At 66.2% G+C, this 23,573-nt stretch carries 19 protein-coding genes; 3 read left to right on the forward strand and 16 right to left on the reverse strand.

The features are described from left to right. Nucleotides 1-31: 31 nt before the first annotated feature. Nucleotides 32-1,840 (reverse strand): XVIPCD domain-containing protein, encoded by a 1,809-nt coding sequence (locus ACN9M2_RS13115; protein WP_426285148.1) that lies wholly within the window; start codon nt 1,838-1,840, stop codon nt 32-34. Nucleotides 1,841-1,864: 24 nt separating this feature from the next. Beyond that, nucleotides 1,865-2,704 (reverse strand): lysozyme inhibitor LprI family protein, encoded by an 840-nt coding sequence (locus ACN9M2_RS13120; RefSeq protein WP_426285149.1) that lies wholly within the window; start codon nt 2,702-2,704, stop codon nt 1,865-1,867. Nucleotides 2,705-2,896: 192 nt separating this feature from the next. Between ACN9M2_RS13120 and mutS the strand changes: the two genes are divergently transcribed. Then, nucleotides 2,897-5,482 carry a DNA mismatch repair protein MutS gene (mutS, locus tag ACN9M2_RS13125; RefSeq protein ID WP_426285150.1) on the forward strand — a complete coding sequence of 862 codons (2,586 nt, stop codon included), beginning with the start codon at nt 2,897-2,899 and terminating at the stop codon, nt 5,480-5,482. 191 nt (nt 5,483-5,673) lie between these two features. Here the strand turns inward: mutS and ACN9M2_RS13130 are convergent, their stop codons facing one another. The 4 genes from ACN9M2_RS13130 to htpX all read right to left on the reverse strand — a co-directional run bounded on the left by ACN9M2_RS13130 (nt 5,674) and on the right by htpX (nt 10,146). After that, nucleotides 5,674-6,072 (reverse strand): RNA-binding S4 domain-containing protein, encoded by a 399-nt coding sequence (locus ACN9M2_RS13130; RefSeq protein WP_426285151.1) that lies wholly within the window; start codon nt 6,070-6,072, stop codon nt 5,674-5,676. A gap of 38 nt (nt 6,073-6,110) precedes the next feature. Then, nucleotides 6,111-7,016, reverse strand: a complete 906-nt coding sequence (locus ACN9M2_RS13135) for an AEC family transporter (RefSeq protein WP_426285152.1) — start codon at nt 7,014-7,016, stop codon at nt 6,111-6,113. A gap of 232 nt (nt 7,017-7,248) precedes the next feature. Continuing rightward, entirely contained in the window at nt 7,249-9,114 is a 1,866-nt protein-coding gene (gene htpG / locus ACN9M2_RS13140) for a molecular chaperone HtpG (protein ID WP_426285153.1), read from the reverse strand. 141 nt (nt 9,115-9,255) lie between these two features. Next, nucleotides 9,256-10,146 (reverse strand): protease HtpX, encoded by an 891-nt coding sequence (gene htpX, locus ACN9M2_RS13145; RefSeq protein ID WP_426285154.1) that lies wholly within the window; start codon nt 10,144-10,146, stop codon nt 9,256-9,258. A gap of 195 nt (nt 10,147-10,341) precedes the next feature. Here htpX and gluQRS point away from each other — a divergent pair, with 195 nt between their 5' ends. Further along, nucleotides 10,342-11,223, forward strand: a complete 882-nt coding sequence (gluQRS, locus tag ACN9M2_RS13150; protein ID WP_426285155.1) for a tRNA glutamyl-Q(34) synthetase GluQRS — start codon at nt 10,342-10,344, stop codon at nt 11,221-11,223. Nucleotides 11,224-11,280: 57 nt separating this feature from the next. Further along, the gene (gene phbB, locus ACN9M2_RS13155) at nt 11,281-12,021 is read left to right on the forward strand and encodes an acetoacetyl-CoA reductase (RefSeq protein ID WP_371023320.1); all 741 of its coding nucleotides are present in this window, start codon (nt 11,281-11,283) and stop codon (nt 12,019-12,021) included. A gap of 3 nt (nt 12,022-12,024) precedes the next feature. On the opposite strand, the gene ACN9M2_RS13160 is transcribed toward phbB, so the two are convergent. From ACN9M2_RS13160 to ACN9M2_RS13205, 10 genes are all read right to left on the reverse strand, one after another. Continuing rightward, a complete protein-coding gene (locus ACN9M2_RS13160; RefSeq protein WP_426285157.1) occupies nt 12,025-13,131 on the reverse strand; it encodes a catalase family protein in 1,107 nt (368 codons plus the stop codon). 67 nt (nt 13,132-13,198) lie between these two features. Next, nucleotides 13,199-14,863, reverse strand: a complete 1,665-nt coding sequence (locus ACN9M2_RS13165) for a ShlB/FhaC/HecB family hemolysin secretion/activation protein (protein ID WP_426285158.1) — start codon at nt 14,861-14,863, stop codon at nt 13,199-13,201. Nucleotides 14,864-14,967: 104 nt separating this feature from the next. After that, a complete protein-coding gene (locus ACN9M2_RS13170; RefSeq protein WP_426285160.1) occupies nt 14,968-16,509 on the reverse strand; it encodes a collagen-like triple helix repeat-containing protein in 1,542 nt (513 codons plus the stop codon). A gap of 378 nt (nt 16,510-16,887) precedes the next feature. Further along, entirely contained in the window at nt 16,888-17,193 is a 306-nt protein-coding gene (locus ACN9M2_RS13175; RefSeq protein WP_426285161.1) for an STAS domain-containing protein, read from the reverse strand. A gap of 11 nt (nt 17,194-17,204) precedes the next feature. Beyond that, nucleotides 17,205-18,383, reverse strand: coding sequence for a methyl-accepting chemotaxis protein (locus tag ACN9M2_RS13180; protein ID WP_426285162.1), 1,179 nt, complete (start codon nt 18,381-18,383; stop codon nt 17,205-17,207). Between the two features lie 16 nt (nt 18,384-18,399). Further along, entirely contained in the window at nt 18,400-19,497 is a 1,098-nt protein-coding gene (locus tag ACN9M2_RS13185; RefSeq protein ID WP_426285163.1) for a protein-glutamate methylesterase/protein-glutamine glutaminase, read from the reverse strand. A gap of 57 nt (nt 19,498-19,554) precedes the next feature. Further along, nucleotides 19,555-20,214: a chemoreceptor glutamine deamidase CheD gene (gene cheD, locus ACN9M2_RS13190; protein ID WP_426285164.1), complete on the reverse strand. Its 660-nt coding sequence runs from the start codon at nt 20,212-20,214 to the stop codon at nt 19,555-19,557. Next, nucleotides 20,211-21,086, reverse strand: a complete 876-nt coding sequence (locus ACN9M2_RS13195; protein ID WP_426285165.1) for a CheR family methyltransferase — start codon at nt 21,084-21,086, stop codon at nt 20,211-20,213. Before ACN9M2_RS13195 ends, cheD begins: the two co-directional genes overlap by 4 nt. A 3-nt stretch (nt 21,087-21,089) precedes the next feature. Next, nucleotides 21,090-22,802, reverse strand: coding sequence for a methyl-accepting chemotaxis protein (locus ACN9M2_RS13200; RefSeq protein WP_426285166.1), 1,713 nt, complete (start codon nt 22,800-22,802; stop codon nt 21,090-21,092). Between the two features lie 84 nt (nt 22,803-22,886). Beyond that, the gene (locus ACN9M2_RS13205) at nt 22,887-23,408 is read right to left on the reverse strand and encodes a chemotaxis protein CheW (RefSeq protein ID WP_426285167.1); all 522 of its coding nucleotides are present in this window, start codon (nt 23,406-23,408) and stop codon (nt 22,887-22,889) included. Between the last annotated feature and the right edge of the window lie 165 nt (nt 23,409-23,573).

Below are 23,573 nucleotides of genomic sequence, written 5' to 3' on the forward strand. Positions count from 1 at the left end.
CGCCCCGCGAGGGGCGGCTCCTCACATCGCGTCAGCGGTGCATGCCCGGCTGTTCCGGTTGGGGCTGTGGTTGCTGTGCCTGTTGTGGCGTTGCCTGCTGGGGGGCTTGCGCGGCGTGTTGCTGCCACTCTGCGCTGCTTTGCGCCACGCTCTTCCCCACCGCCTGGCTTACATCGACCTCCGCAACCTGCTTGAACGGCGAATTCAGGTCGCCCTGCACGGCATAGGCACGCTTGGCATCGTCGCTCAAGGCGACATGGTCGATGCGGGTCATTCCCTGCGCCTGAGCCGAAGCGGCCAACGAGCCTGCAAGGTTGGCGCTTAGCTGGTCTGGGGTACGTCCCTGCTTCGCATCCAGCGCATGCACGCCCGCTGTCGCCTGCTGGAACATGGCATGGCCTGGATGTGACGCATCGGCGAGGGAGACCGGCGGAGCCGCCGGTTGCGTGGCCTGCCTCAACGCGTCGAACGTCTTCGTTCCCGCGACGCCATCGTCGGTGAGGTGATGGTCGCGTTGGAAGGATTGCAGGGCGGCCTTGGTGTTGCCACCGAAGTCGCCATCGGGCGTGATCGGTCTTCCGTCGGCACCCTTATAGCCGAGCTGGACCAATTGGGCTTGCAACGCCCTCACTTCGGGACTGTGATCGTGCTCGCGCAACGTGCCGGCGCGCTGGACATGATCGCCACTTGCATTGCCGGGATGGGAAGGCTGGCCGCGCCCCTGGCCCGGATGGGTCACATGCAGCAAGCGCTCTTCGGCACCGTTGCGCCGTACGTTCACATCGAGGGTATGGTCGGCATTTCTTACCGTATGGATATCCCGGCTGTCGACACTGCTCCATTGACCGTCGACCAGTGCATGGCCGTTGCCCTTCCTGTCCCACATCAGCATGTCGCGACCTTCCGCGTAGAAGCCGCGATCCCTCGCTGTCTGCGCATACGAGCCATTCTGGCCCAGGGCCTGGATCATCGGACGGCTGTGTGCCGGATCGACGAAGGCATCCTTGATGACCGCGTATTCGTGGGGGAGGTTCGGGTGTGTCGGATCGTTGCCGAGCTGCGTCGGATTGACCGTGGGATTGGCGAGCACGTTGTCCCACGCGGGACGCATGGGGTGATTGGCGGGTGTCGCCCGCAGGTCGTTGAACAACGCGGTGCCTTGCAGCGCGTGGTCCCGTCCGTCGGTGACATAGTCCGCATAGCGGTTCAACGAAGCGCTTACCTCGGTCACGCTGTGGTGCTGGCCGCTTTCGATCTGTTGCAGCAGGCGGTTTCCGTAGGTTTCGCTCTGGTTATAGAGTTTCGCGGTAATGCCGATGAGCCGGGCCTGGTCCTGCTCCGAGGCGTTCTGGTACAACGAGGTACCTTGCAGGGGTGCGACGGCGTTCGTCATCAACCGGTCCACCTGCGCCGTATCCCGCGCATGGACAAACGAAATGCCCGCATCGCTCGCCATGAAGGTGTCCAGGTGCGACTTGACCGTTGCATCGAGTGGCCGGCCATGCTGCGCTTCGATCTGGTGCCCCGTACGTCCCAGGTCCGCCGCGGTCTGATTGCGCTGGGCCGCCGATAGTTCCCAATCCGGGTGCTGGGTCCGTGCCCACGCCTGGAACGCGTCCGTCAGTTGCGTCGCCACCTCGGGGTGCTGTCCCAGGTCGGTCTGCAAGGTACCTATCGAGTAACCGCTGTTCCCCACGGGAATCAGGATGGGATTCCCGTGTGCGTCCCTTCCGGTATTTCCGGCGAGGCTCAGGCGATATGCCACATCGGAGCCTTCCGAAGTCACGCCAATCGCAAAGTAAGCCAGCGCGCGGGCTTCGTTATCGGTCAATCCAGGCATGCTCTATCTCCTTCAGGAACGTAGTCAGTTCGAACCGGCCGGACAACGGGTATCCAACGGCACCTTTTCGCCGCGGGCCGTGCGATGCAATTCCACGTATTTTTCGAACTTGCCGTCGGCGGGTGAGCCCCACGTCCGGTACCAGGCGAGATCCTTGCCCACGGGCACGAAGTACGCGTCGTCGCCGGTACCGTAGGCCGGGCATAGCGGGAAGCCGTCCCTGGTCTCTTCGTCGCTGCAGAAACGAACGAAGAGCTTTCCCTCGCGCAGTTGGCCCTTGAACGAGCCCGACTCGCCTCCGGCTCGTGTACCGTCGGACCACGTCCCCTCGACAGCGGCGCCGGCTGGTTTGGCGGAGAACTGCACGTAATGCCCGGAACCGCAGTCGCTGCGAAAGCCCCAGTCGCCCTTCACAGCCTCTGCCGACGCGGGAGCGAGACCTATGCGTTGCTCGAGTTCGGTGGCCCTGCCAGCCGTTCGACCGAGGGAACATTCGTTCTTCACCACGTCCTTGCCGTTGCCTTTACCGCACGCCTTGTCGCGATCGGCCAGCCATTGGCGTTCTTCATTCCGTAGTGCCGTCCGCTTCGCCTCGTCGAGCGACGCCGACAGTTTCCGGTACGCGACATTGAGGCGGGCGTCCTGGTAGTCGTACTCCCTGGCGATGCATGACCCGCGGTCGCCACCCTTGGTCGCATCGACGCAGGCGCCGTAGGACGGGCTCATTCGCGCCTGCGCTTCGTCGCCTGACGGCATGCGAGGACTGGCGAAAGCCGCCTGGCCAGCGAGCAGGAAGATCAAAGCCGGCGCCCCGAGTCGGGCAAGGCGGCGTCGCCGCGTCGTTTCCATCTGCGTGCCGAACATCAAGACTCCTTTGGCATATGGTCCTGGTTCCCCGCGCCAGAGGATACCAGCCACCGGCGCCGGGAAACCGTGCGCGCGTCGGGCTTCCGCCCGGCGCAATAGGCGTTCCCGGCAAGCCCGCCCCACGTCGCTTATCATGTACGGCCAGCGTGCCGGCACCGGCCCGCCTCTATCGATCGATCTCGGAAAATCATGGCTTTAGCAGAAGACATCTCGGCGGCCGCCGGGCATACGCCCTTCATGCGCCAGTACCTCGCGGCGAAGGCCGAGCATCCGGACATCCTCCTGTTCTTCCGGATGGGCGACTTCTACGAGCTGTTCTACGACGATGCGCGCAAGGCGGCACGCTTGCTCGACATCACCCTCACCCAACGCGGCCAGTCGGCCGGCGCGCCGATTCCCATGGCGGGCGTGCCTTACCACGCCGTGGAAAACTACCTGGCGCGGCTGGTGAGGCTGGGCGAGTCGGTGGCGCTGTGCGAGCAGATCGGCGACCCGGCCACGTCCAAGGGGCCGGTCAAGCGCGAGGTCGTGCGCATCGTCACGCCCGGCACCGTGACCGACGCGGCTCTGATGGAAGAGCGCCGTGACAATCTGCTGCTTTCCATCGCCGCCGGGCCGAAAGGCTACGGACTGGCCTGGGTGGATCTCTCCACCGGCCGCTTCCTGCTCACCGAGGTGTCGTCGGCCGAAGGGCTGGCCGCCGAACTGGCCCGCTTGCAGCCCGCCGAAACGCTGGTCGGCGAGGACGTGGCCTGGCCTAAGCTCGTGTCCTCCCTGCCGGGCTTGCGCAAGCGCCAGCCGTGGCACTTCGATGGCGACGCGGCCACCCGCGAGTTGTGCCGTTTCTTCAAGACCCGCGACCTGCTCGGCTTCGGCGTGGACGGCATGCCGTTGGCCATCGCCGCGGCCGGGTGCCTGCTCGGCTACGTCGAGGAAACCCAGAAGAGCGCCCTGCCCCATCTCACCGGCATGGCGGTGGAGAACGCGGGCGAGACCATCGCCATGGACGCCGCAACGCGGCGCAACCTGGAGATCGACACGCACCAGAGCGGCAACGTCGAGAACACCTTGCTGGGCGTGCTCGACGAGACGGTGACGCCCATGGGTGCGCGCCTGCTGCGCCGCTGGCTCAACCGTCCGCTGCGCGACCGCCACGTGCTGCGTGGCCGTCACCAGGCGATCGGCAGCCTCATCGACGCACGCCGTCACGCGACGTTGCGCGAGCGCCTGCGCGGCATCGGCGATCTCGAACGCATCCTGGCGCGCGTGGCTTTGCGCTCGGCGCGTCCGCGCGATCTCTCCACATTGCGCGACGGCCTCGCCGCGGCCCCCGGGCTGCGCGACGACCTCGCCGGCATCGACAGCCCTTTGTTGCACGGCCTCGTCGAACGTATCGGCGACCACGCCGAGACGGCCGCCCTGCTCGCCCATGCCATCGTCGAGCAGCCGCCCGTGCTGCTTCGTGACGGCGGCGTGCTCGCTGAAGGCTACGACGAGGAACTGGACGAACTGCGCCGTCTTTCCACTAACGCCGACCAGTTCCTGGTCGACATGGAGGAACGCGAGAAAGCCGCCAGCGGCATTCCGACGCTGAAGGTCGGTTACAACCGCGTCCATGGCTATTACATCGAGATCACCAAGGCGCAGGCGGAGAAAGCCCCGCAGCACTACACGCGCCGGCAGACCACGAAGAACGCCGAGCGCTACATCACCGAGGAACTGAAGCAATTCGAGGACAAGGTGCTGTCCGCGAAGGAACGCTCTCTGATGCGCGAGCGGGCACTGTACGAACTGCTGCTCGACAAGCTGATCGAGCGCCTGCCCGAACTGAAAACCGCCGCCGCGGCGATGGCCGAACTGGACGTGCTGGCCAACCTCGCCGAGCGCGCCGAGGCGCTGGACTGGGCGGCACCGGAATTGACCGATGTAGCTGGCATCCGCATCGAACGCGGCCGCCATCCCGTCGTCGAGAAGGTTCGCGACGAGCCCTTCGAGCCGAACGATCTCGCGCTCGACAAGAACCGCCGCATGCTGGTGATCACCGGTCCGAACATGGGCGGTAAATCCACCTACATGCGCCAGAACGCGTTGATCGTGCTGCTCGCGCACGTGGGCAGCTACGTGCCCGCATCGGCCGCCACCATCGGGCCGATCGATCGCATCTTCACCCGCATCGGCGCAGGCGACGACCTCTCGCGCGGCCAATCCACCTTCATGGTGGAAATGAGCGAGACGGCGAACATCCTGCACAACGCCACCGAGTGCAGCCTCGTGTTGATGGATGAAGTCGGCCGCGGCACCAGCACCTACGATGGTCTCTCGCTGGCGCGCGCCGCGGCCGTCCATCTGGCCGCCACCAGCTGCGCATTCACCTTGTTCGCCACGCACTACTTCGAACTCACCGAACTGGCGGGCGAATTCCCCACCATCGCGAACGTCCACCTCGACGCCGTCGAATATGGCGAGCAGCTGGTCTTCATGCACACCGTCAAGGACGGTCCGGCGAATCGCAGCTTCGGGTTACAGGTCGCCGCACTGGCGGGATTGCCCAAGTCCGTGATCGCCGATGCGCGCCGCTATCTGTCCGCGCTGGAACAGGGGCACGAAGTCACGGCCGCCGTTGTGACACCGCCTGCGGCGGCGCCGCAGATGGGACTGTTCGCTCCGCCACTGCCGTCCCCCGTGGAGGAAGCGCTGCGGGCGGTCGACCCGGACGACCTGTCGCCGCGCGAGGCGCTCGACCAACTCTACAAGCTGCGGAAAATGCTGCGCTGAACCATAGGGCGGCACTATCGGTTCGATTCGAACAAACGAATTCCCTAAGCCGGCGAGGCTACCTATAGTTTCCAGGCCGCTTTCACGGGGCCTTATGACTCTCCATCTTCCGGTCCCGTGGCGTCCCCCTTCCCTATCCGAGTCAGCAGCCCGGGTAGGGATTCGGGGGGCGGTTTTTCCGGGCCCTCGGATCAGAGGGTCTTCTTCAGGTCCTGGATCAGGCGCCGCGCGTGCTTGTCCGGACGGGAATCGGGGCGCAGCAAGGCGCCACCCGTGAGGCGGCGATCCTCTTTCCGGCGCGCTCGTTCGGCGACACTTTCTTCCGTTTCCACATAGAGCTTCTGCGCTTCGGATGCCGGTCCGCGCTTTTCCGATAGCGCCGAGACGACGCAAGCCAGGCGTTCCTCGCCCCGGTTGATCCGGAGCGTGTCGCCCACGTGCACCAGCTTGGCCGGCTTGCACGTCGCGTCGTTGAGTTCCACCTTACCGCCGTCGATCGCCTGCTTGGCCAGGCTGCGGGTCTTGAAGAAGCGCGCGGCCCAGAGCCACACATCGGCGCGTACACCCGGGGAGGTCGTCGGATCAGTCATGCCCAAAGGGTATGGTCGTGCCCATGTGTTGCCAAGGCTCAGCCCGTCGGCAGGAACAGGTTGCCCACCGGGATCGTCACCAGGGACAGCAGGATGCCTGCACCGAGGACGGTATTGGCCAGGCGTGGTTCCAGCCCGTACTGATCGGCAAGGATCGCCGCCGAGATCATCGGCGCCATGGCCGCCTGGAGAACCCCTACCGTGAGCGTCAGGCCCCCGACGCCCGCGGCCAGACCGATGCCCAACGCGGCCAGGGGCGCCAACAGCAGCTTCCAACCGAGCCCTGCGAGCAGCGGCCCGATCTGCTCACGGCGCAGATGCAGGCTGAATTGCAGGCCCACGGAAAACAACGCCAACGGTGTCAGCGTCTGGCCGATCTGCAGCAACAGCTTCTCCACTGCCTCCGGCCAGCCCCCGGCGAGGCCCACGAATACACCGGCCACCAAGGCAAGGAACGCGGGGAAGGTGAGCACGCGCCGTGCGATCGCGGGAAGGCTCGCACCCCGCCCGGAATATATCGACGCCACGACGATGCCCCCCGCGGCCAGCAGCGGAAAACAACCAAGCTGGTCGGCGATCACGGCGATCGAAAGGCCCGCCTTGCCATGCAAGGCCTCCATCATCGGATAGCCCATGAACGAGGTATTGCCGAGCCCGCAGACGAGGGCCAGGCAACCGACCCGGTGCGGCGACCACGCGAGGATCTTGCCGAGCGTGGCGAACACGGCCCAGGCGCCGAAGAAGGTCACGTACATGCCCGCGACCGGAAACCATAGCTGCGCGTCGACCGTCACCTTCGGCACGAGGGCCAGCACCAGCGCCGGCAGCGCGATATTCAGCACCCACCAGTTGATCCCCGGCACGATCCCTTCGGGGAGCGCGACGAAGCGCCGGCACAGCATGCCGAGCGCGAGGCAGACGAAGAGGATCAGCAGGGCGGACATGTATTGCGACGATAACAGCGGCCGCTGCGGACTGTCATTCGTGCAAGGGGCCCTGCTTATCTGTGGGAGCCGCTTCAGCGGCGATGGGTGCTTGCCGCAACCTGGCCCGCTGCCGCGGGATTGCCGACAAGGTCGGCTCCCACCAGGCCAGATCCCACCAAGCTGGTCCCCGAGACTTGGTGGGGGCTTGGTTGCCTGGTGGGAGCCGACCCTGTCGGCGATTTCGTTACGACTAACCCAGCAACACCCGATTCATCCGCTGCACGAACGCCGCCGGATCGGCAAGCTGCGCGCCAGCGGTGATCTCCGCCTGCTCGAGCAATAGCCCCGCGATATCGCCAGCCTTCGCATCGTCGCTCTCACCAGCCAGCCGCTTCACCAGCGGATGCTCCGGATTGAGTTCCAGCACGGCCTTCGATTCGGGCACATCCTGGCCGGCTTCGCGCAACAGGCGTGCGAGGTGCGGAGCCAAGTCGAAGTCGGCCAGCGCCAGGCACGACGGCGAGTCGGTAAGACGTGCCGAGATGCGCACGTCGCCCACGCGATCGCCGAGCAGCTTCCTCGTACGTTCCAGCAACGGTGCGGCCTCTGCGGCCGCGGCTTCCTGCTTCACCTTGTCGGCTTCGTCCAGCGGGAACTCACCCTTGGCGACGTTACGCAAGCGCTTGCCTTCGTATTCCGTCAGGTAACCGAGCATCCACTCGTCCACGCGGTCGGACATCAGGAGGACTTCGATGTCCTTGGCCTTCAGCGCTTCGAGTTGCGGGCTGCCGGCGGCGGCCGCGTAGCTATCGGCGGTGACGTACCAGATCGTGTCCTGGCCCACCGCCATGCGGCCGATGTAGTCATCGAAGGAAACCGTCTTCGCCGCGCCATCGCCCTTCGTGGACGCGAAACGCAGCAACTTGGCGATGCGTTCGCGATTCGCCGTGTCCTCGACGATGCCCTCCTTCAGCGTATTACCGAAGCCGGCAAGGAAGGTGGCGAACTTCTCCGGCTCGTCGCGCGAGATCTTCTCGAGCAGGTCGAGCACGCGCTTCACGCAGGCGGTCTTGATCCGCTCCAGCTGGCGATTCTGCTGGAGAATTTCGCGGCTGACGTTGAGCGGCAGGTCGTCGGCATCGACGACACCGCGGACGAAGCGCAGGTAGTTCGGCAGGAGCTCCTCGGCCGCGTCCATGATGAAGACGCGCTTGATGTAGAGCTTCAACCCCTTGCGCTCGTCGCGTCCGCCCATCATCAGGTCGAACGGCGGCTGCTCCGGCACGTAGAGCAGCGTCGTGTAGCTCTGGTTGCCTTCGACGCGGTTATGCGTCCAGGCCAGCGCATCGTTGAAATCGTGGCCCAGCGCCTTGTAGAAGTTCTGGTATTCCTCGTCCGTGATCTCGCTCTTGGGACGGGACCACAACGCGGAGGCCGAATTGATCGTCGTCCACTCGGTCGGGTCCGGCTTGCCGTCCTTTTCGGCGGGCATGCGGATCGGGAAGGCCACGTGGTCGGAATACTTGGTGATCGCTCCACGCAGCGTCCAGGCCTTGAGGAACTCGTCCTCGTCGGCCTTCAGGTGCAGCACCACCGTGGTGCCGCGCTCGGTGACGTTGGTGTCTTCGAGGCTGTACTCGCCCTTGCCGTCGCTTTCCCAGCGCACGCCCTCGGTGGCGGGAAGGCCGGCCCGGCGGGTGATCACCGTGACCTTGTCGGCCACGACGAAGGCGGAGTAGAAGCCCACGCCGAACTGGCCGATCAGGCGGGCGTCGGCCTTCTGTTCGCCGGAAAGGGCTTCCAGGTAACGCCGGGTGCCGGAGCTGGCGATCGTGCCGATATTGGCGACGACCTCGTCCCGGCTCATGCCGATGCCGTTATCGCGGACGCTGATGGTTCGCGCCTCCGGGTCCCAGCTGACCTGGATGCGCAGGTCGGCATCGCCATCGGTAAGGCTGGGATCGGCCAGCGCTTCGAACCGCAACTTATCGCAGGCGTCGGAGGCGTTGGAGATCAGCTCGCGAAGGAAGATTTCCTTGTGCGAGTAGAGGGAATGGGTGACCAGGTGCAGGACCTGGGCGACTTCGGCTTCGAACTTACGGGTTTCCTGGCTCACGGTGCCGTTCCTTCAGGGTGGGACAGACACCGGATTATGTGGGCGGGGCTTGGCCGAAAAAAGGGAGGCCCGTCGTTGGAATGCCCCGGGGCCGGGAACTCCGCTCCCGGATCGCCGACGGGGTCGGCGATCCGGCCAGCCTCAGCGCGCGTTCTGCAACGCGGCGATCCGCTCCTCGATCGGCGGGTGGCTCATGAACAGGCGCTTGAGGCCGGTCGCCAGGTGGCCGGAAATGCCGAAGGCCTGAATCGTCTGCGGCAGCGTCGTGTCGCCGTGGTTGGCCGACAGCCGTTGCAGGGCCGAGATCATCGAGGCACGGCCGGCCAGGTTGGCGCCAGCCGCGTCGGCACGGAATTCGCGCCAGCGCGAGAACCACATGACGATGATCGAGGCGAACAGGCCGAACACGATCTGCAGGACCATCACCACCACGAAGTAGCCCATGCCGCCCTCGCCGTCACGATCGCGGCCACCGCTCAACCAGCTGTCGACGACGCGACCGACCACGCGGGCCAGCACGATCACCAGGGTGTTGAGCACGCCCTGGATAAGGGTCAGGGTGACCATGTCGCCATTGGCGACGTGGCCGATCTCGTGGCCGAGCACGGCCGAGACCTGCTCGCGGTCCATCTGCTGGAGCAGCCCGGTACTCACCGCCACCAGGGCGTTGTTACGGCTCATGCCGGTGGCGAAGGCGTTCATTTCGGGGGCGTCGTACACCGCCACCTCGGGCATGCCGATGCCGGCCTTCTCGGCGTGGCGGCGCACCGTCTCGAGCAGCCAGCGCTCGGACTCGTTGCGCGGCTCGGTGATGACCTTGGCGCCGGTGGACATCTTCGCCATCCACTTGGAGATGGCCAGGGACACGAAGGCGCCGCCCATGCCGAACACGGAGGCGAAGACGATCAGGCCGCCGATACCCATGCCGCGCTGGGCGGCCCACTGGTCGATCCCCAGCACATGGCAGACGCTGGTTAGCAGGACGATGACCGCGAGGTTGGTCGCGACGAACAAAGCAATACGTTTGAACATGGCTGTCTCTCTCATGGCGGCTGGCGTATGGCGCCGCCTGGTACAAGTTTTCGGGGCGAACGCTGAACATTCAATGCCGGAGGCCACGGCTCCCAACGGAAAGCCGTCCCGGTGCGGGTGGTCGGACGCCGGCATCGCCTAAACTGTCCGCCCGACGCCGCATGGCTAATGAGAAACCTCTCAACCCGCTTTCCGATGACACACCAACGCTACCGCGGACGCTTCGCGCCCTCCCCGACCGGCGCCCTGCATTTCGGCTCGCTCGTGGCCGCGGTGGGGGGTTGGCTGGTCGCGCGCCATGCCGGCGGGGAATGGCTCGTGCGCATCGAAGACATCGATCCGCCACGCGAGGTTCCCGGATCGGCCGCCACGATCCTTTCCGCCCTGGATGCCTTCGGCTTGTCGCCCGACCGGCCACCGGTCTACCAGTCGCTCAGGGGCGACCTGTACGAAGCAGCATTCGAAAGACTCCGCCAGGACGGGCACGTGTTTCCCTGCTGGTGCAGCCGGGCCGACCTCGCCGCCCACGGAGGCATCCATCGCGACGGCCATTGCGTCGGACCAGCCGATCCCTCGCGCCCGCCGGCATGGCGGCTGCGCACACCCGATCTCACGATCCGATGGCAGGACGACCTCCAGGGCCACCAGGAGGAAAACCTGCGCGAGGTGGCTGGCGATTTCGTGATCCGCCGCGTGGAAGGTTTTTGGGCCTATCAGCTGGCCTGTGTGGTCGACGACAGCGAGCAAGGCGTGACCCACGTGGTACGTGGCGCCGACCTGCTCGAATCGACGGCCCGGCAAATTTACCTTCAACGCCTGCTCGGGCTGCCGCTTCCAGGCTACCTGCACCTGCCCCTGGTCCTCGACGCCGAGGGTCGGAAACTATCCAAGTCGACGGCCGCGCAGCCCGTGGACCCCGCCGATCCACTACCTGCATTGCGCAGGGCGCTTGGACGGCTAGGCGTCGACGTGGCTGCCGGGGCGACCGATCCGGCCACCCTCCTGCGCGAGGCTCTGAATGGATTCGAACCTGCGGCGCTACGCCGCAGTAGCCTTACCCGCAGCCCGACGTTATAAGAATCGTTTGCCCGGCTGACGGGCCATCACAGGAATCAGGCGAGGATGAAGCAAGGCATAACGCAGCGCACGGCACTGGTGACCGGCGGCACGGGCGGCATCGGTACGGCGATCGTGCGTTACCTTGCACGGCAGGGTCACCGGGTCGCCACCAATTACCGCGACGAGGCCCGCGCCGCCGCCTGGCGCGAAGACATGATCCGCGACGGCATCGATGTCGTGATGGTGCCGGGTGACGTGTCCGACCCCGTTTCGGCGGAAGCCATGATCCGCGCGGTGGAAGACCTCGCCGGGCCGGTGGAGATCCTGGTCAACAACGCCGGCATCACCCGCGACACCACCTTCCACAAGATGGATTACCAGCAGTGGACCGAGGTGGTGAACACCAACCTCAACGCCTGCTTCAACGTCACCCGTCCGGTGATCGAAGGCATGCGCTCCCGGCAGTGGGGCCGAATCGTCCAGATCAGCTCGATCAATGGGCAGAAGGGCCAGTACGGCCAGGCCAATTACGCGGCGGCCAAGGCGGGCGTGCATGGCTTCACCATCTCGCTCGCACAGGAAAACGCGCGTTTCGGCATCACCGTGAATACCGTCTCGCCGGGCTATGTCGGCACCGACCTGGTGATGGCCGTGCCCGAGGACATCCGCGCGAAGATCGTGGCGCAGATCCCTGTTGGCAGGCTGGGCCGTCCCGAGGAAATCGCGCATGCCGTGGCTTTCCTCACCTCCGAGGAATCCAGCTGGATCACCGGGTCCAACCTCGCCATCAACGGCGGACATTACATGGGCTGGTAAGCCCTAGATCCGCAGATCGGCGATGGAACGCGGCTCGCGGATCGTCACCCCATTGTGGTGCGCACGGAACCTCGCCATCACCTTGTACGCCATGCGGCGCGCACGCATCACCGAACCGAGCGGACGGTGCGCGGCGATGCCCTGCCAGGGACTGAAGGCCAGCCCGTCGTCGATCGCCGCGCGCCGGACGGCGTTCCATGCGGGCTGTGGCGGCAACACGATACGCGCCACGTCGATGTAGGGACTCTTCTCTTCCGGCCACGCCACCGACGCATCCTCGATCGGCATGGTTTCCGGGTCCGTGCAGAACTGCACGCGTACTTCCCATTCCCCGCCCTGGCTGGCGAAATGCTCCACCATCGCCTCGCGCAATCCATTGCGCTTGCCATTGACGTTGAGTTCGGCGTCGGTCAGCGCGGTGAGGTTCGGCGAGTGCGGAGCGATGGACAGCTTCACTACGTAGTCGCCGAAACGCAGCGGCACCTGGCTGTAGTACGTGTCACCCAGCGGATGGGTCTCCGGTTGGCCACCCAGGGCGAGCAAGGTGGCACTCCTTCCGCCGAACGCCTCGATCACGCGTTCGGTACCGCGAAGCACGGCCGATAACGCCTTCTTGGCCCCTTCCGCGCGATCGGTCGTCGCCGCGACGAGCTTCAGCGAACTGGCGAAGCGCTTCGCGTTCGGCGCGGAAAACACCGGTCCGTTGACCAGGACGAAATCCTGGGTCACATCGCCCTCGCCGCCGGGCAAGCGCTCGCCTTCCACGCCGATGATCTTTACCGCCATCCCACGCGGGGTGGAGACACTGTCGTCGAGGATGTCTCCTGGCACCGTCGACAGCCGCATGACCAGTGGGTAACGCCCCTCTCGCGCGAAAATGCCCTGGGCGAGTTCCCTTGGCAGGTCGCCGGGCACGATCAGTTCCCCGGTGAGCAAGGCGTGGCTCTTGGCGTGCACGGAACGGTGCGCGTGCTTGTCGTGGTCCAGCGTGGTCTGGTTGATCCGGGTGAGGGTCTCGATCAATTGCTCGACGGTTTCAGCCTCGTCCGGCTCGACGCGCTCCAGTGCCTCGTCGAAACGGATCGGCGGCGGGTGGAGGGAGAGCGGCATGGCGGGGCTCGGCGCGGCTGGGTCGCACGATCTTCACCCCGCTATCGTGAAGGCTTGGTGGGGGCCGCTACATCAGCTTGTAACTGAAGGTGAGGTTCCAGCGTTTGTCCCGGTCGTTGCTTTCCGGCGGCTTGTCGCCGGTCGGCCAGGCCAAGGCGAAATCGATGGAATAGTGCTTGCTGTCCGAAGCACGCACCCCGACGGCCGCGGAATCCAGCCGGTCGATGAGCGGCCGTGCCCCGTTGAGGTAGACACGCGCCGTCTGGTACGCGACATAGGGGACGACGGATTTGATCCACTTCGAGCCCGACACGAAGCTACGGTTGGCCTCCGCGGACACGGCCCAGCCACTGTCGCCCGCCGCATCGCCCGGATCATAGGCATAGGCGAACGAGGGACCACCGAAGTTGATCTGTTCCGTCGACGGGAGGGCGTCGTCGCTGTACTGGCCCGTGCCACGGAGCACCGTGCCGAACCGGTGCGCCCACTCCTTCGACCAACCGAAATTCGCGGTGTAGCGGGTGAATGTCACGTCGGGCATCGCGATGCCAAGCACACCTACATTGCTCACCGCCCGCGAATACGCCCCCATCCCGTCGAATCCGTGCGCGATGGCGAAAGCGAACTGCCGCGACGTCTTTTCGCCGACCTTGAGCCAGGACAGTTCCGCATTGAGCACGCGAACGCTGGATTGCAAGGCGAGCATCACACCAGTATCGACGTTGCGATAGCGGTCGTCCTGGCGCGACGCGTAGATTCCCATCGTGAGGTTGATCCGCTGCGTATTGTTCAATACCAACGGATAGATCGCCGAGAGAGCGAGCCGCTCCTGCGTCAGCCGGTGATCGAGGTAGGACGGCAATTGTTCGTCGGTATCGGGCTGCCCCCAGTAACGGCTTGCATCCAGCTTCGCCTGCCAACCACGGGAGCCTATCGGCTGGAGGTATGCCGCCGAATAAAGGCGCTGGCCACCGCCGTTGGGAAACAGCGTGGAAAGACTCAGTTGTTCGCCGAGCGGCGTCGCCCCGTTCTCCAGGATGGAGAGCACGCCCTGTACACCGGGATGGTTGAAGTCGAGGCCGTAGGTCAGGTCGTAGCGTTGCCGCTTCACGTCCAGGTCGAGCTTCGCCGCACCATCGGTGGTCGTGGGCGGAGCCACGTTCGCCGCGACCTTCAGGCCGGGCAACTGGCCGAGCAACTGCGTGTAGCGCTCGAAGGTTTCCTGACGCAACGGGCGCTCGCCGACGATGTGCGCAGCCATCGCGCGGATGCGCGCATCGAGGTTACCCGCGTCCCCGCGCACGTCCACGCTGGAGACGTAGCCTTCCACGACCTGGATCTTCACCACGCCGCCGGCGAACGTTTGGTTCGGCACGAAGGCGAACGACAAGGCGTAGCCGCGGGTCTTGTACATGGCGGTGACGCGATCGGCCGCGGCGATCAGTTCGCCCACGGTCGTGTCCTTGCCGCGCATCGGCGCGAACACGGCGGCCACCTCGACGAACGGGATCGACGTCACACCGGTCACGTCGAAGCGCGAAGGTGTCAGGTGCCTGGCGAGTAAAGCTTCCAGCGCGCGGGTAGGCGCCTGTACGTTTACCTTCACCGACGGCGCCTGTTGCGGCGTCTCCGTGCGGGGAAGAGTCTGCAAGGGATTGGCGGGGGCGCGTACCTGCGCCTGCGAGGAACACACGACGGTCATGCCCAGAAGGCAGCCGAACCATCGATTCATGGACTCTCCCTGATGACTGACTCAAGCGCGGGCAACCGCCTCGCGCACGTGCCCGAAGGCCGCGGCGGACGATGCGTTCGCACCGCCCGCCGCCGCTCTGCCGCCTAGCGGCGCTTGCCGAACAGGCCCTTCAATGCGCCCCCGTTATCTGCATCGGTCGTGCCTCCGATGGCGCCACCCGTCAGGCCGCCGACCAAGCCGCCGACGACGCCGCCCACGGTGTTGGTCACGCCACCAACGACGCCACCGAGCCCGGCCGTGCCGCCGGTGCTTCCGCCACTGGTCGTGCCGGTACCCGTCACACCGGCGACGCCGTTGACGACCGTGCTGACCGCACCGGTGACACCGGAAAGCGCACCGCCCGAATTGACCGCCGCGGTCGCACCGTTGCCGATGGTCGTCACGGCACCGCCCAGCGTCGTCGTCAACGGCGCCAGCGGTGCGAGCGTGCCCGAACCGACACCGGACACCGTGCCACCCAATGCGGCGACCGTGCCCGTCGCGCCCGCGAGCGTGGTGCCCACGGTGTTACCCGCACCCGGGGCCGCGGTACCCAGGCCGGAGGACAGGCCCGTGCTCAACGGAGCGAGTGCCCCACCCGCGCTTTCCACCGTGCCGCCAAGGGTCGAGGTGAGTCCGCCCAGCTGACCCGGCACCGGTGCGCCGGCAAGGCTCGCGCCCAGGCTCGAAATGCCCGTGCTCGCGCCGCCGACCAGGCTGCCCGAGGCATTGCCCGCCGCCGCGATGAGGTTGCCCGAAGGAACCGGCGACGTGCTATCACCGACGGCACCGACGATAGGCGTCACCACGTCGCTGAGGGTCTGCGTCAGCGAGCCTACCGCCGACGATTCCAGCACGCCGTCGAGCTTCCCGCCGACTTGCTCGACGCCCGAACCGACGAAGGACACCGTGGTACCCAGGGCGCTCGTGATCGGGGTGATCGGCGTGCCCGCACCCACGGTGCTCACGCCACCGCCGAGGTCATTCACCGCGCCACCCACCTGGACGACGACGTTGCCGAGGCTGTCCGTGGTCGTGCCGATGGGATCGGAAGTGTTGCCGATCTGACCGAGGCCATCGCTGATGCCGTCGCCGAGCGTGGTCACGGCGCCGCCAAGGCCGTCGACGGCGCCGCCGAGACCGTTGGTGAGACCGCTCGTGCCACCGAGGATGGTGGTCGAGGGCAGTTGGGTACCGATGCCCGACACCGCGCCGCCGATGGCGGAAACGATGTTGCCGGCACCCGTGGCGATCGCGCCCACGGCGTTGCTCGGCGGGGGCGTACCTGTGCCGCCACCTCCACCGCCGCCGTCACCACCGCCACCACCACCCGTACCGCCGCCACCGCCGCCGGTTCCGCCACCACCACCACCTGTGCCGCCACCGCCGGTTCCGCCTGTACCTCCACCGGTACCGCCCGTGCCGCCACCGGTCCCGCCCCCCGTTCCGCCGTCGGTTCCGCCCCCCGTTCCGCCGCCGCCATCACCCGTCCCGCCGGCACCGCCGGGGTTCACCGTGCCGCCCGAGCCGCCGCCCGACCGGGTGGAGCCGTGGCCGCTGCAGGCCGTGATGGATACCGAAGCAGCGAGGATGCAGCTCGCCAGCAAGGTACGGGTAAGGATCTTCGTGAATTTCTGCTCGCTCATGATCACTCCTTGGGCGCATGCGCCCTGGGTAGTGCCCCCTGCCATATGGGAGCCGAACATCGACTGTGACCCTCGTCACACCCGTACTCATCAGACGCCCAGACCGTTCCCCGAAGTGCGCAAAAGCGGCAATCCAATGGCCTTCCACCATGAATTTTCGGCAGAAGGTGATGAGAGCCGAAGCTCTGGTGGGAGCCGACTTTGTCGGCGATGGGTACTTGCCTCGACCGGGCCCGCTGCCGCGGGATCGCCGACAGGGTCGGCTCCCGCCACGCACACAACGAACGCGAGGGCGAAGCCGAGCCGAAAGCTCGGAGACAAAAAAACGCCCCGGCGAACCGGGGCGTTCCGTGAAACCGTATCGGTCGAAATGCCGCTTCAGTGCACGGTGAAAAGCTTGTCGAAACCAGCGATGCGCAGTGTGTTACGCAGGTCGGCACTCGCATTGACGATGCGAATCTCCGCGCGGTCGCCGCCGGCGTGCTCGCGCAGCAGCATGAGCATGCCCAGCGCCGAGCTGTCCATGCCGGTGACCTGTTCCAGATCCAGCACGTAACTGCGCGCCGGGCTGACCTCGCCCAGGCAGGCGTCGTGGAAAGCGCGATGGATCGAGAAGTCGAAGCGCTCGCCCAGATGAAGGGTGAGGCAGCCCTGTTCGGTGTCGTGATGCACGTTGATGGCCATGGATGCTTTCCTCAGAACAGATCGATGTCGCCGGCAGCCATGGACTGCTGGAGGGCGGGACCGCGCGAGCGCAGGCGGGCACGCTCACGCTGCTCGGCCAGGCGGGAACGGACGCGCTGGGCACGGGCGCCAAGCTCGCTGGCGTCGGCCGGCGCGCAGGCCAGTTCCTCGATGTCGCGGGTGCAGTCGGCCGTGATTTCCTGGAGCTCGACCAGGCGCGAGCGGGTCTGGTGCAGCAACTGGCTGAGGATGTCCTCGAACTGCAGGGAACGGATCGTCGTGGAGACGTCGTTGCCCAGGCCACGGTTGATCGAGGCGGCCTCGTCGGCGGCCGCGCTGGTGCGGGCGTTGGACTCGGTGATGGTCGACATCATCTCGTCGATGCCGCCCTTGGCGGACAGTGCCACGTTCATGTCCTGCGACGCCATGTGACCGACGAGCTCACGCAGCTGCTCCATCGCGGTGCGCGAACGCTCCACGTGCGTGCCGATCTTCTCGTTGAACTGGTTGCTGTGCTGGGCGAGGTTGCGGATCTCGCCCGCCACCACCGCGAAACCACGGCCGGACTCGCCCGCGCGCGCGGCCTCGATCGCCGCGTTCAGCGCGAGCAGGTTGGTTTCTTCCGCGATCGTGTTGACGTTCTTAAGCAGCGCGAACACGGCGTCCATTTCCTTCGCCATGCCGTCGATGCGGTAGACGATGCGCAGGCTCTCGCGCGACAGCTGCACGATCAGGCCAACGAAGTGTTCGAGCAGACCGGCGGTGCGGTCGGCGAAGTCCTGCACCGAAATGCCCTTGCCACCGCCCTCGATGATTTCACTGAGCAACTTCTGCTGCTTGCCGGTCTTGTGCGACAGGCCGTTGAAGCCGCCACCCAGTTCAGCGACGGCATCGCGCAGCAGGTCGAGCGCCTGGTTGAGCTCGCGGCTGGCATGGCCGAGTTCGTCGACGATGGCGCTACGGACGTCTTCCATCGCTTCGCGCACCGACGCCTCGTCGCTGGCGTGGCTGCTCAGCACCACTTCCACCTCGGGCACGGGGGCGGAACGCAGGCTGATCGCGATCCAGGTCGCGGTCAGAAGGGCCACCACGACCGGGGCGACCCAGGCCGAATGGAACACCAGGACCAGGACCAGCGCGATCGCACTGGCGGTGAAGCCGACGGAGTGCTCGTTCTTGGGGATCAACATGATGACATCTCGTTATTCAGGTGCCGACGCGGGCGGCGGCGGGCACGGGGGTATGGGCAAGCGCGAGCAGGCGCGCGGCGATGGCGTCTAGCGGCAACATCTCACTGGCGGCACCCGCCTTCCACGCGGCGCCCGGCATGCCCCAGACGACGGAACTGGCCTCGTCCTGGACCAGGGTCGGCGCACCGATTTCCTTGAGCTCGCCAAGACCGCGCGCACCGTCGTCGCCCATGCCGGTCAGCAGGCAACCGATGGTGGCGGCGCCGACACTGGCCGCCATGGAACGGAACAGCACGTCGACGGCCGGCTTGTGCCGGTTCACGGGCGGACCGTCGTGCAGGCGGCAAACGTGGCGTGCGCCGTCCCACATCACCAGCAGGTGCTGGCTGCCGGGAGCGATGTACGCATGGCCCGGCTGGATGGGCTGGCCATCGCGAGCCTCGCACACACGCATCGCGGAGCATGAATCCATGCGTGCGGCGAACGGACCGCTGAAAGCCGCCGGGATGTGCTGGGTGATGACGATGGGCGGTGCCGTGGGCGGCATGGCTTCGAGCACGACGCGGATCGCCTCCGTGCCGCCGGTGGAAGCACCGATGGCGATGATCCGCGTGCCGCCACGGCTGCCCGCGGTCTGCGCGCGCGGCAGCACCGCGTCGGCCGAAAGCCGCGGCGCGACGTCGAGCTTGGCCACCGCGGTGCGTTCACGCGGCTTGGCGCCAGCGGCCAACCGCACCTTGGCGCAGATCTCGGGCGCGTGCTCCATGAAGGTGTTGGCCAGGTCGGCGGCGGGCTTGGTGAAGAAATCCACCGCGCCCAGTTCCAGTGCGCGAAGCGTGACATCGGCGCCGCGCTCGGTCAGCGTCGATACCATCACCACCGGCATCGGCCGCAGGCGCATCAGGTTCTCGAGAAACGTAAGGCCATCCATGCGCGGCATCTCGACGTCGAGCGTGAGCACGTCGGGATTGAGTTGCTTGATCTTGTCGCGGGCGATCAGCGGGTCCGCGGCGGTACCCACCACCTCGATGCCCGGATCGGACTCGAGCATGGTCGACAGCACCTTACGTACCAGGGCCGAATCGTCGACGATGAGAACGCGTACTTTCTGCATGGGCTCTTGCAACTCGGTGGTGAAACGATGATGAGGCGAGGCCCCCGACGGCATGCGTCAGAACAACTCCACCTCTCCCTTTATCGGATCGTCGGCCAATCGCTTGAGGTATCGCCTTTCGCGATCGGCCAGGCTGTGGTCGTGGGTGGCACGCAACTGGCGTACGCGGACCTTGCCGCTCACCGGGAAGAACTGCACCTGGCGCGGGTAGATATCGCCCACGTCGGCCGCGCACAGCTTCAGCTTCTCCGTGGCGATATAGCGCTGCACGAAGGCGATGTTGCGCTGGCCGATATCGGTCATGGTGGCCAGCACGCGGCCACCGCCGAAGATCTTCACCTCGAGGTCGTCGCGCTTGCCGCCGGCCTTGAGGATGGCGTTGATCAGTTGTTCCATGGCGTCGTTGCCGTAGCGCGCGGCGCGGCCGACCGTGGAACTCCAGCTGTCGCGCTCGCCTGCCGGCTCGGGCAGCATGAAGTGGTTCATCCCGCCGATACGACGACGCACGTCGCGCACGCACGCCGACACGCAGGAACCCAGCACCGTGGAAATCATTTCTTCCTGGGTACTGACGTAATACTCGCCCGGCAGGATTTTCACCGTGACCACTTCCTGCGCCGGGTCCCAGAACCGGCGCACGTGCTCGAAGCCCGGTAGCACGCTCTTCGGGTCGAAGCCCGCAAAGGTTCGTGGTTGTACGACGAACGTATCGCTCATGTACGCTTCCGGTAGACCGTCCGGCCGATCAGGTCGAAGTCCTCGGATAGTCCGTACATGGATTCCGAGTGACCGAGGAACAGGTAGCCGCGGCTTTCCAGCATGCCGGCATAACGGGAAAACAGGCGCTGTTTCGTCGGCTTGTCGAAGTAGATGACCACATTGCGACAGAAGATCGCATCGAACCGGCCTTGCATCGGCCACTCGTGCAACAGGTTCAACGGCTGGATCGAAACCAGCTCGCGCAGGCGCGGATGCACCAGCGCATAGCCGTCGTAGGCGCCTTCACCACGCAGGAACCAACGTTTGCGACGTGCGTCGCTGACACCGGCGAGGCGGTCGACCGCATACATGCCCTTGCGCGCGGTTTCCAGGGCCTGCGGTGACAGGTCGGTGGCGAGGATCTTCGCATCCACGTTGGCACCGGTGCGTTCGAGTGCTTCGGCGAGCACCATCGCGATGGCATACGGTTCTTCGCCCGTGGAGCAACCCGCGGACCAGATGCGCAGGCGGCCGCCGCCGCGCTTTTCCTCCAGCCAGCGTGGCAGGAGCTCATCCACCAGCATGTCGTAATGGTGCATCTCGCGGAAGAACGAGGTGACGTTCGTGCTGATGCAGCTGGCCAGTTCACCGAGTTCGGACGCGGGATCGCGGCGCAGCAGGTCGCAGTAACCGGCGAAGCCGGAGAGGCCCAGCGCACGAAGGCGGCGGAGCAGGCGCCCCTGGACCAGCTGGCGCTTGTGATCACCGAGCGAGATGCCACAGTGCTGCAGCACGAACTCGCGAAGGAAGGTGAATTCGGCTTCGCCGAGGCTAGGCCCCGTCGCGCTCGCCAGCCCGACGGTATCGCCGTTGTTGACGAGCGCGCTCATCGATCAGAACTCCTTCCACGCACCGGCGTCGGCGGACTCCGCCGGACGCGGCGCCCGCGGCGCCGGCGCGCTGCGCACGGCGGCGAACACGGTTTCCATCTCTTCCTTCGCGACGTCCTTGCGGACACCCTTGCCCGCCGCCTTGGCGGAGGCCTGGCCGGCGATCTGGAAGAAGGCGACCTGGCGGCTGAGCTCGGTGGCCTGCTCGTGCATAGCGCGTGCGGCGGCGGCCGATTCCTCGACCAGCGCGGCGTTCTGCTGGGTCATTTCGTCCATCTGCAGCACGGCGTGGTTCACCTGGTCGATGCCGGCGGACTGCTCGGAGCTGGCGGCGGCGATCTCGGCGACGATGTCGGTCACCTTCTTCACGCTCTCGACGATCTCGGCCAGGGCCTTGCCCGACTGGTCGACCAGTTCGGAACCCGTCTTGACCTTGCTCGCGCTGTCGTTGATGAGACCCTTGATCTCCTTGGCAGCGTTGGCCGAGCGGCCGGCGAGGTTGCGCACCTCGGTCGCCACGACGGCGAAGCCGCGGCCCTGCTCGCCCGCACGCGCGGCTTCCACCGCGGCATTGAGCGCCAGCAGGTTGGTCTGGAAGGCGATCTCGTCGATCAGGCTGACGATGTCGGAAATCTTCTTGCTCGAGCTGTTGATCTCGCGCATGGCGACGACCGTCTGCGCGACGACCTCGCCACCGCGCTCGGCCTGCTCGCGCGCGCCGCGGGCCAGCTGGTTGGCGTGGCTGGCGTTCTCGGCGTTCTGCTTCACCGTGGAGGTCATCTCCTCCATCGACGAAGCGGTTTCCTCCAGGCTGGATGCCTGCTCCTGGGTGCGCTGCGAGAGGTCGTCGTTGCCGCGCGAAATCTGCTGCGCGGCGGTGCTGACCGAACCGGAGCCGTGGCGCACTTCCGAGACGATGGCGCTGAGGCGCTCGTCCATCGCGCGGAACGCGGCCTGCAGCTGGCCGAGTTCGTCGTTGCGGGTGACCTGGATGTCGTGGCCCAGCTTGCCCTCGGCGATCTGGTGCGCGACGTCCACCGTCAGCGCAAGGGTACGGATGATCGACCGGATCACCAGCACGGCGATCAGCAGGCAGACGAACAGGCCGATGGCCAGCGACGCGATACTGAGTGCGCGGACGGTCTTGTACTGTGCGCTCTCCTTGGCGTAGATGGCTGCCGCTTCGTCGCGCTTGGCCTCGACCAGCTTGGTCAGCTGGTTCTGGCGATCCATCAACAGCGGACGCACCTGGAGTTCCAGCACGTCGGACGCACCCTGGTCGCCCTGGTTCAACGCGTCGACCATGTCCGACTTCGCCTGGTCATAGTCCGCGTTCGTCGCCTGCCACTTGTCGTAGAGCTTCTTGACGTCGGCGGACATCGGAACCTTCAGGAACTCCACCTTGGTGGCGTCCATATCGGCCTGGTACTTCTGGAACTCGGCGACCTTCTGCTTCACCTGGTCGGGATTGCCGACCTTCGCCGCGGCCTCGCCCAGCACGATGAAGGACATCAGCGAGTTCGTGTTGATGCGGGTCAGCATCTCGGAAGGAACGAGTTCCTCCTGATAGATCTGGCGCATGCCTTCGTTCTGGAAGTGCATCGCGCCCAGGCCGACGGCCGCGCCGCCCAGCAACATGAGCGTGAGCAAACCAAGCACGCCGTAGAGACGGCCGCGGACGGTCAGGGCGGGAACTTTGAACTTGAACTTCTTCATCACGATTCCAATCGGCAAAGTGCGGCAAAGGCAAACCGGGCATCACATGCCGGCCGGCCCGCGGCCGCCGGCGCGTTCATAGGCTCAGGCGACGGCTTTCACTTCCGGCGAGGCCAGGGCGACCTCGAGCATCTGGGCGTCTTGCGGTTGCAACAGGCGATCCACGTCGAGCAGCAGCACCATGCGCTCGCCGACGGAGGTCAGCCCCTTGAGGTATTCGGTGTCCACCGTGGTGCCCATGTCGGGGACCGGTCGGACCGCGCCCGGCAGCACGTCGATCACGTCGGAGACCGCGTCGACCACGACGCCGAACTGTCGGCCGGCGACCATCACGATCACGCAGACGGTGGTGGCGGTGTATTCCTCGGAGGCCAGGCCGAAGCGCAGGCGCAGGTCCAGCACGGGGACGATGGCGCCACGCAGGTTGAGCACGCCCAGCACGTAGGACGGTGCCTGCGGAATGCGCGTGACCGGTGTCCAGCCACGGATCTCGCGAACGGCGAGGATATCGACGCCGTATTCCTCGCTGCCGAGGTTGACGGTGAGGTACTGCGCGGCCTCGTCGGACGCGTCGGTAGCGGTGGCGTAGCTGGCTTGCTGGTTCATGTCGTTCCCACGGCGGATCGGATCGGCGGTTCGGGACCCCTTCCCCAGGGGTATCGGCCGCCGCCGCAGGGACTTGAGGGCGAAGTGCGCCGTATTTGGCCAAGAACCCTGAGGCGGCTCTGGTGGGATGCCCACTCTGGGCGAACCTTTGCTCTGGTGGGGGCC

This window comes from Luteibacter sp. E-22 (assembly GCF_049913125.1).
In the GTDB taxonomy this organism is placed as follows: Bacteria; Pseudomonadota; Gammaproteobacteria; order Xanthomonadales; family Rhodanobacteraceae; genus Luteibacter.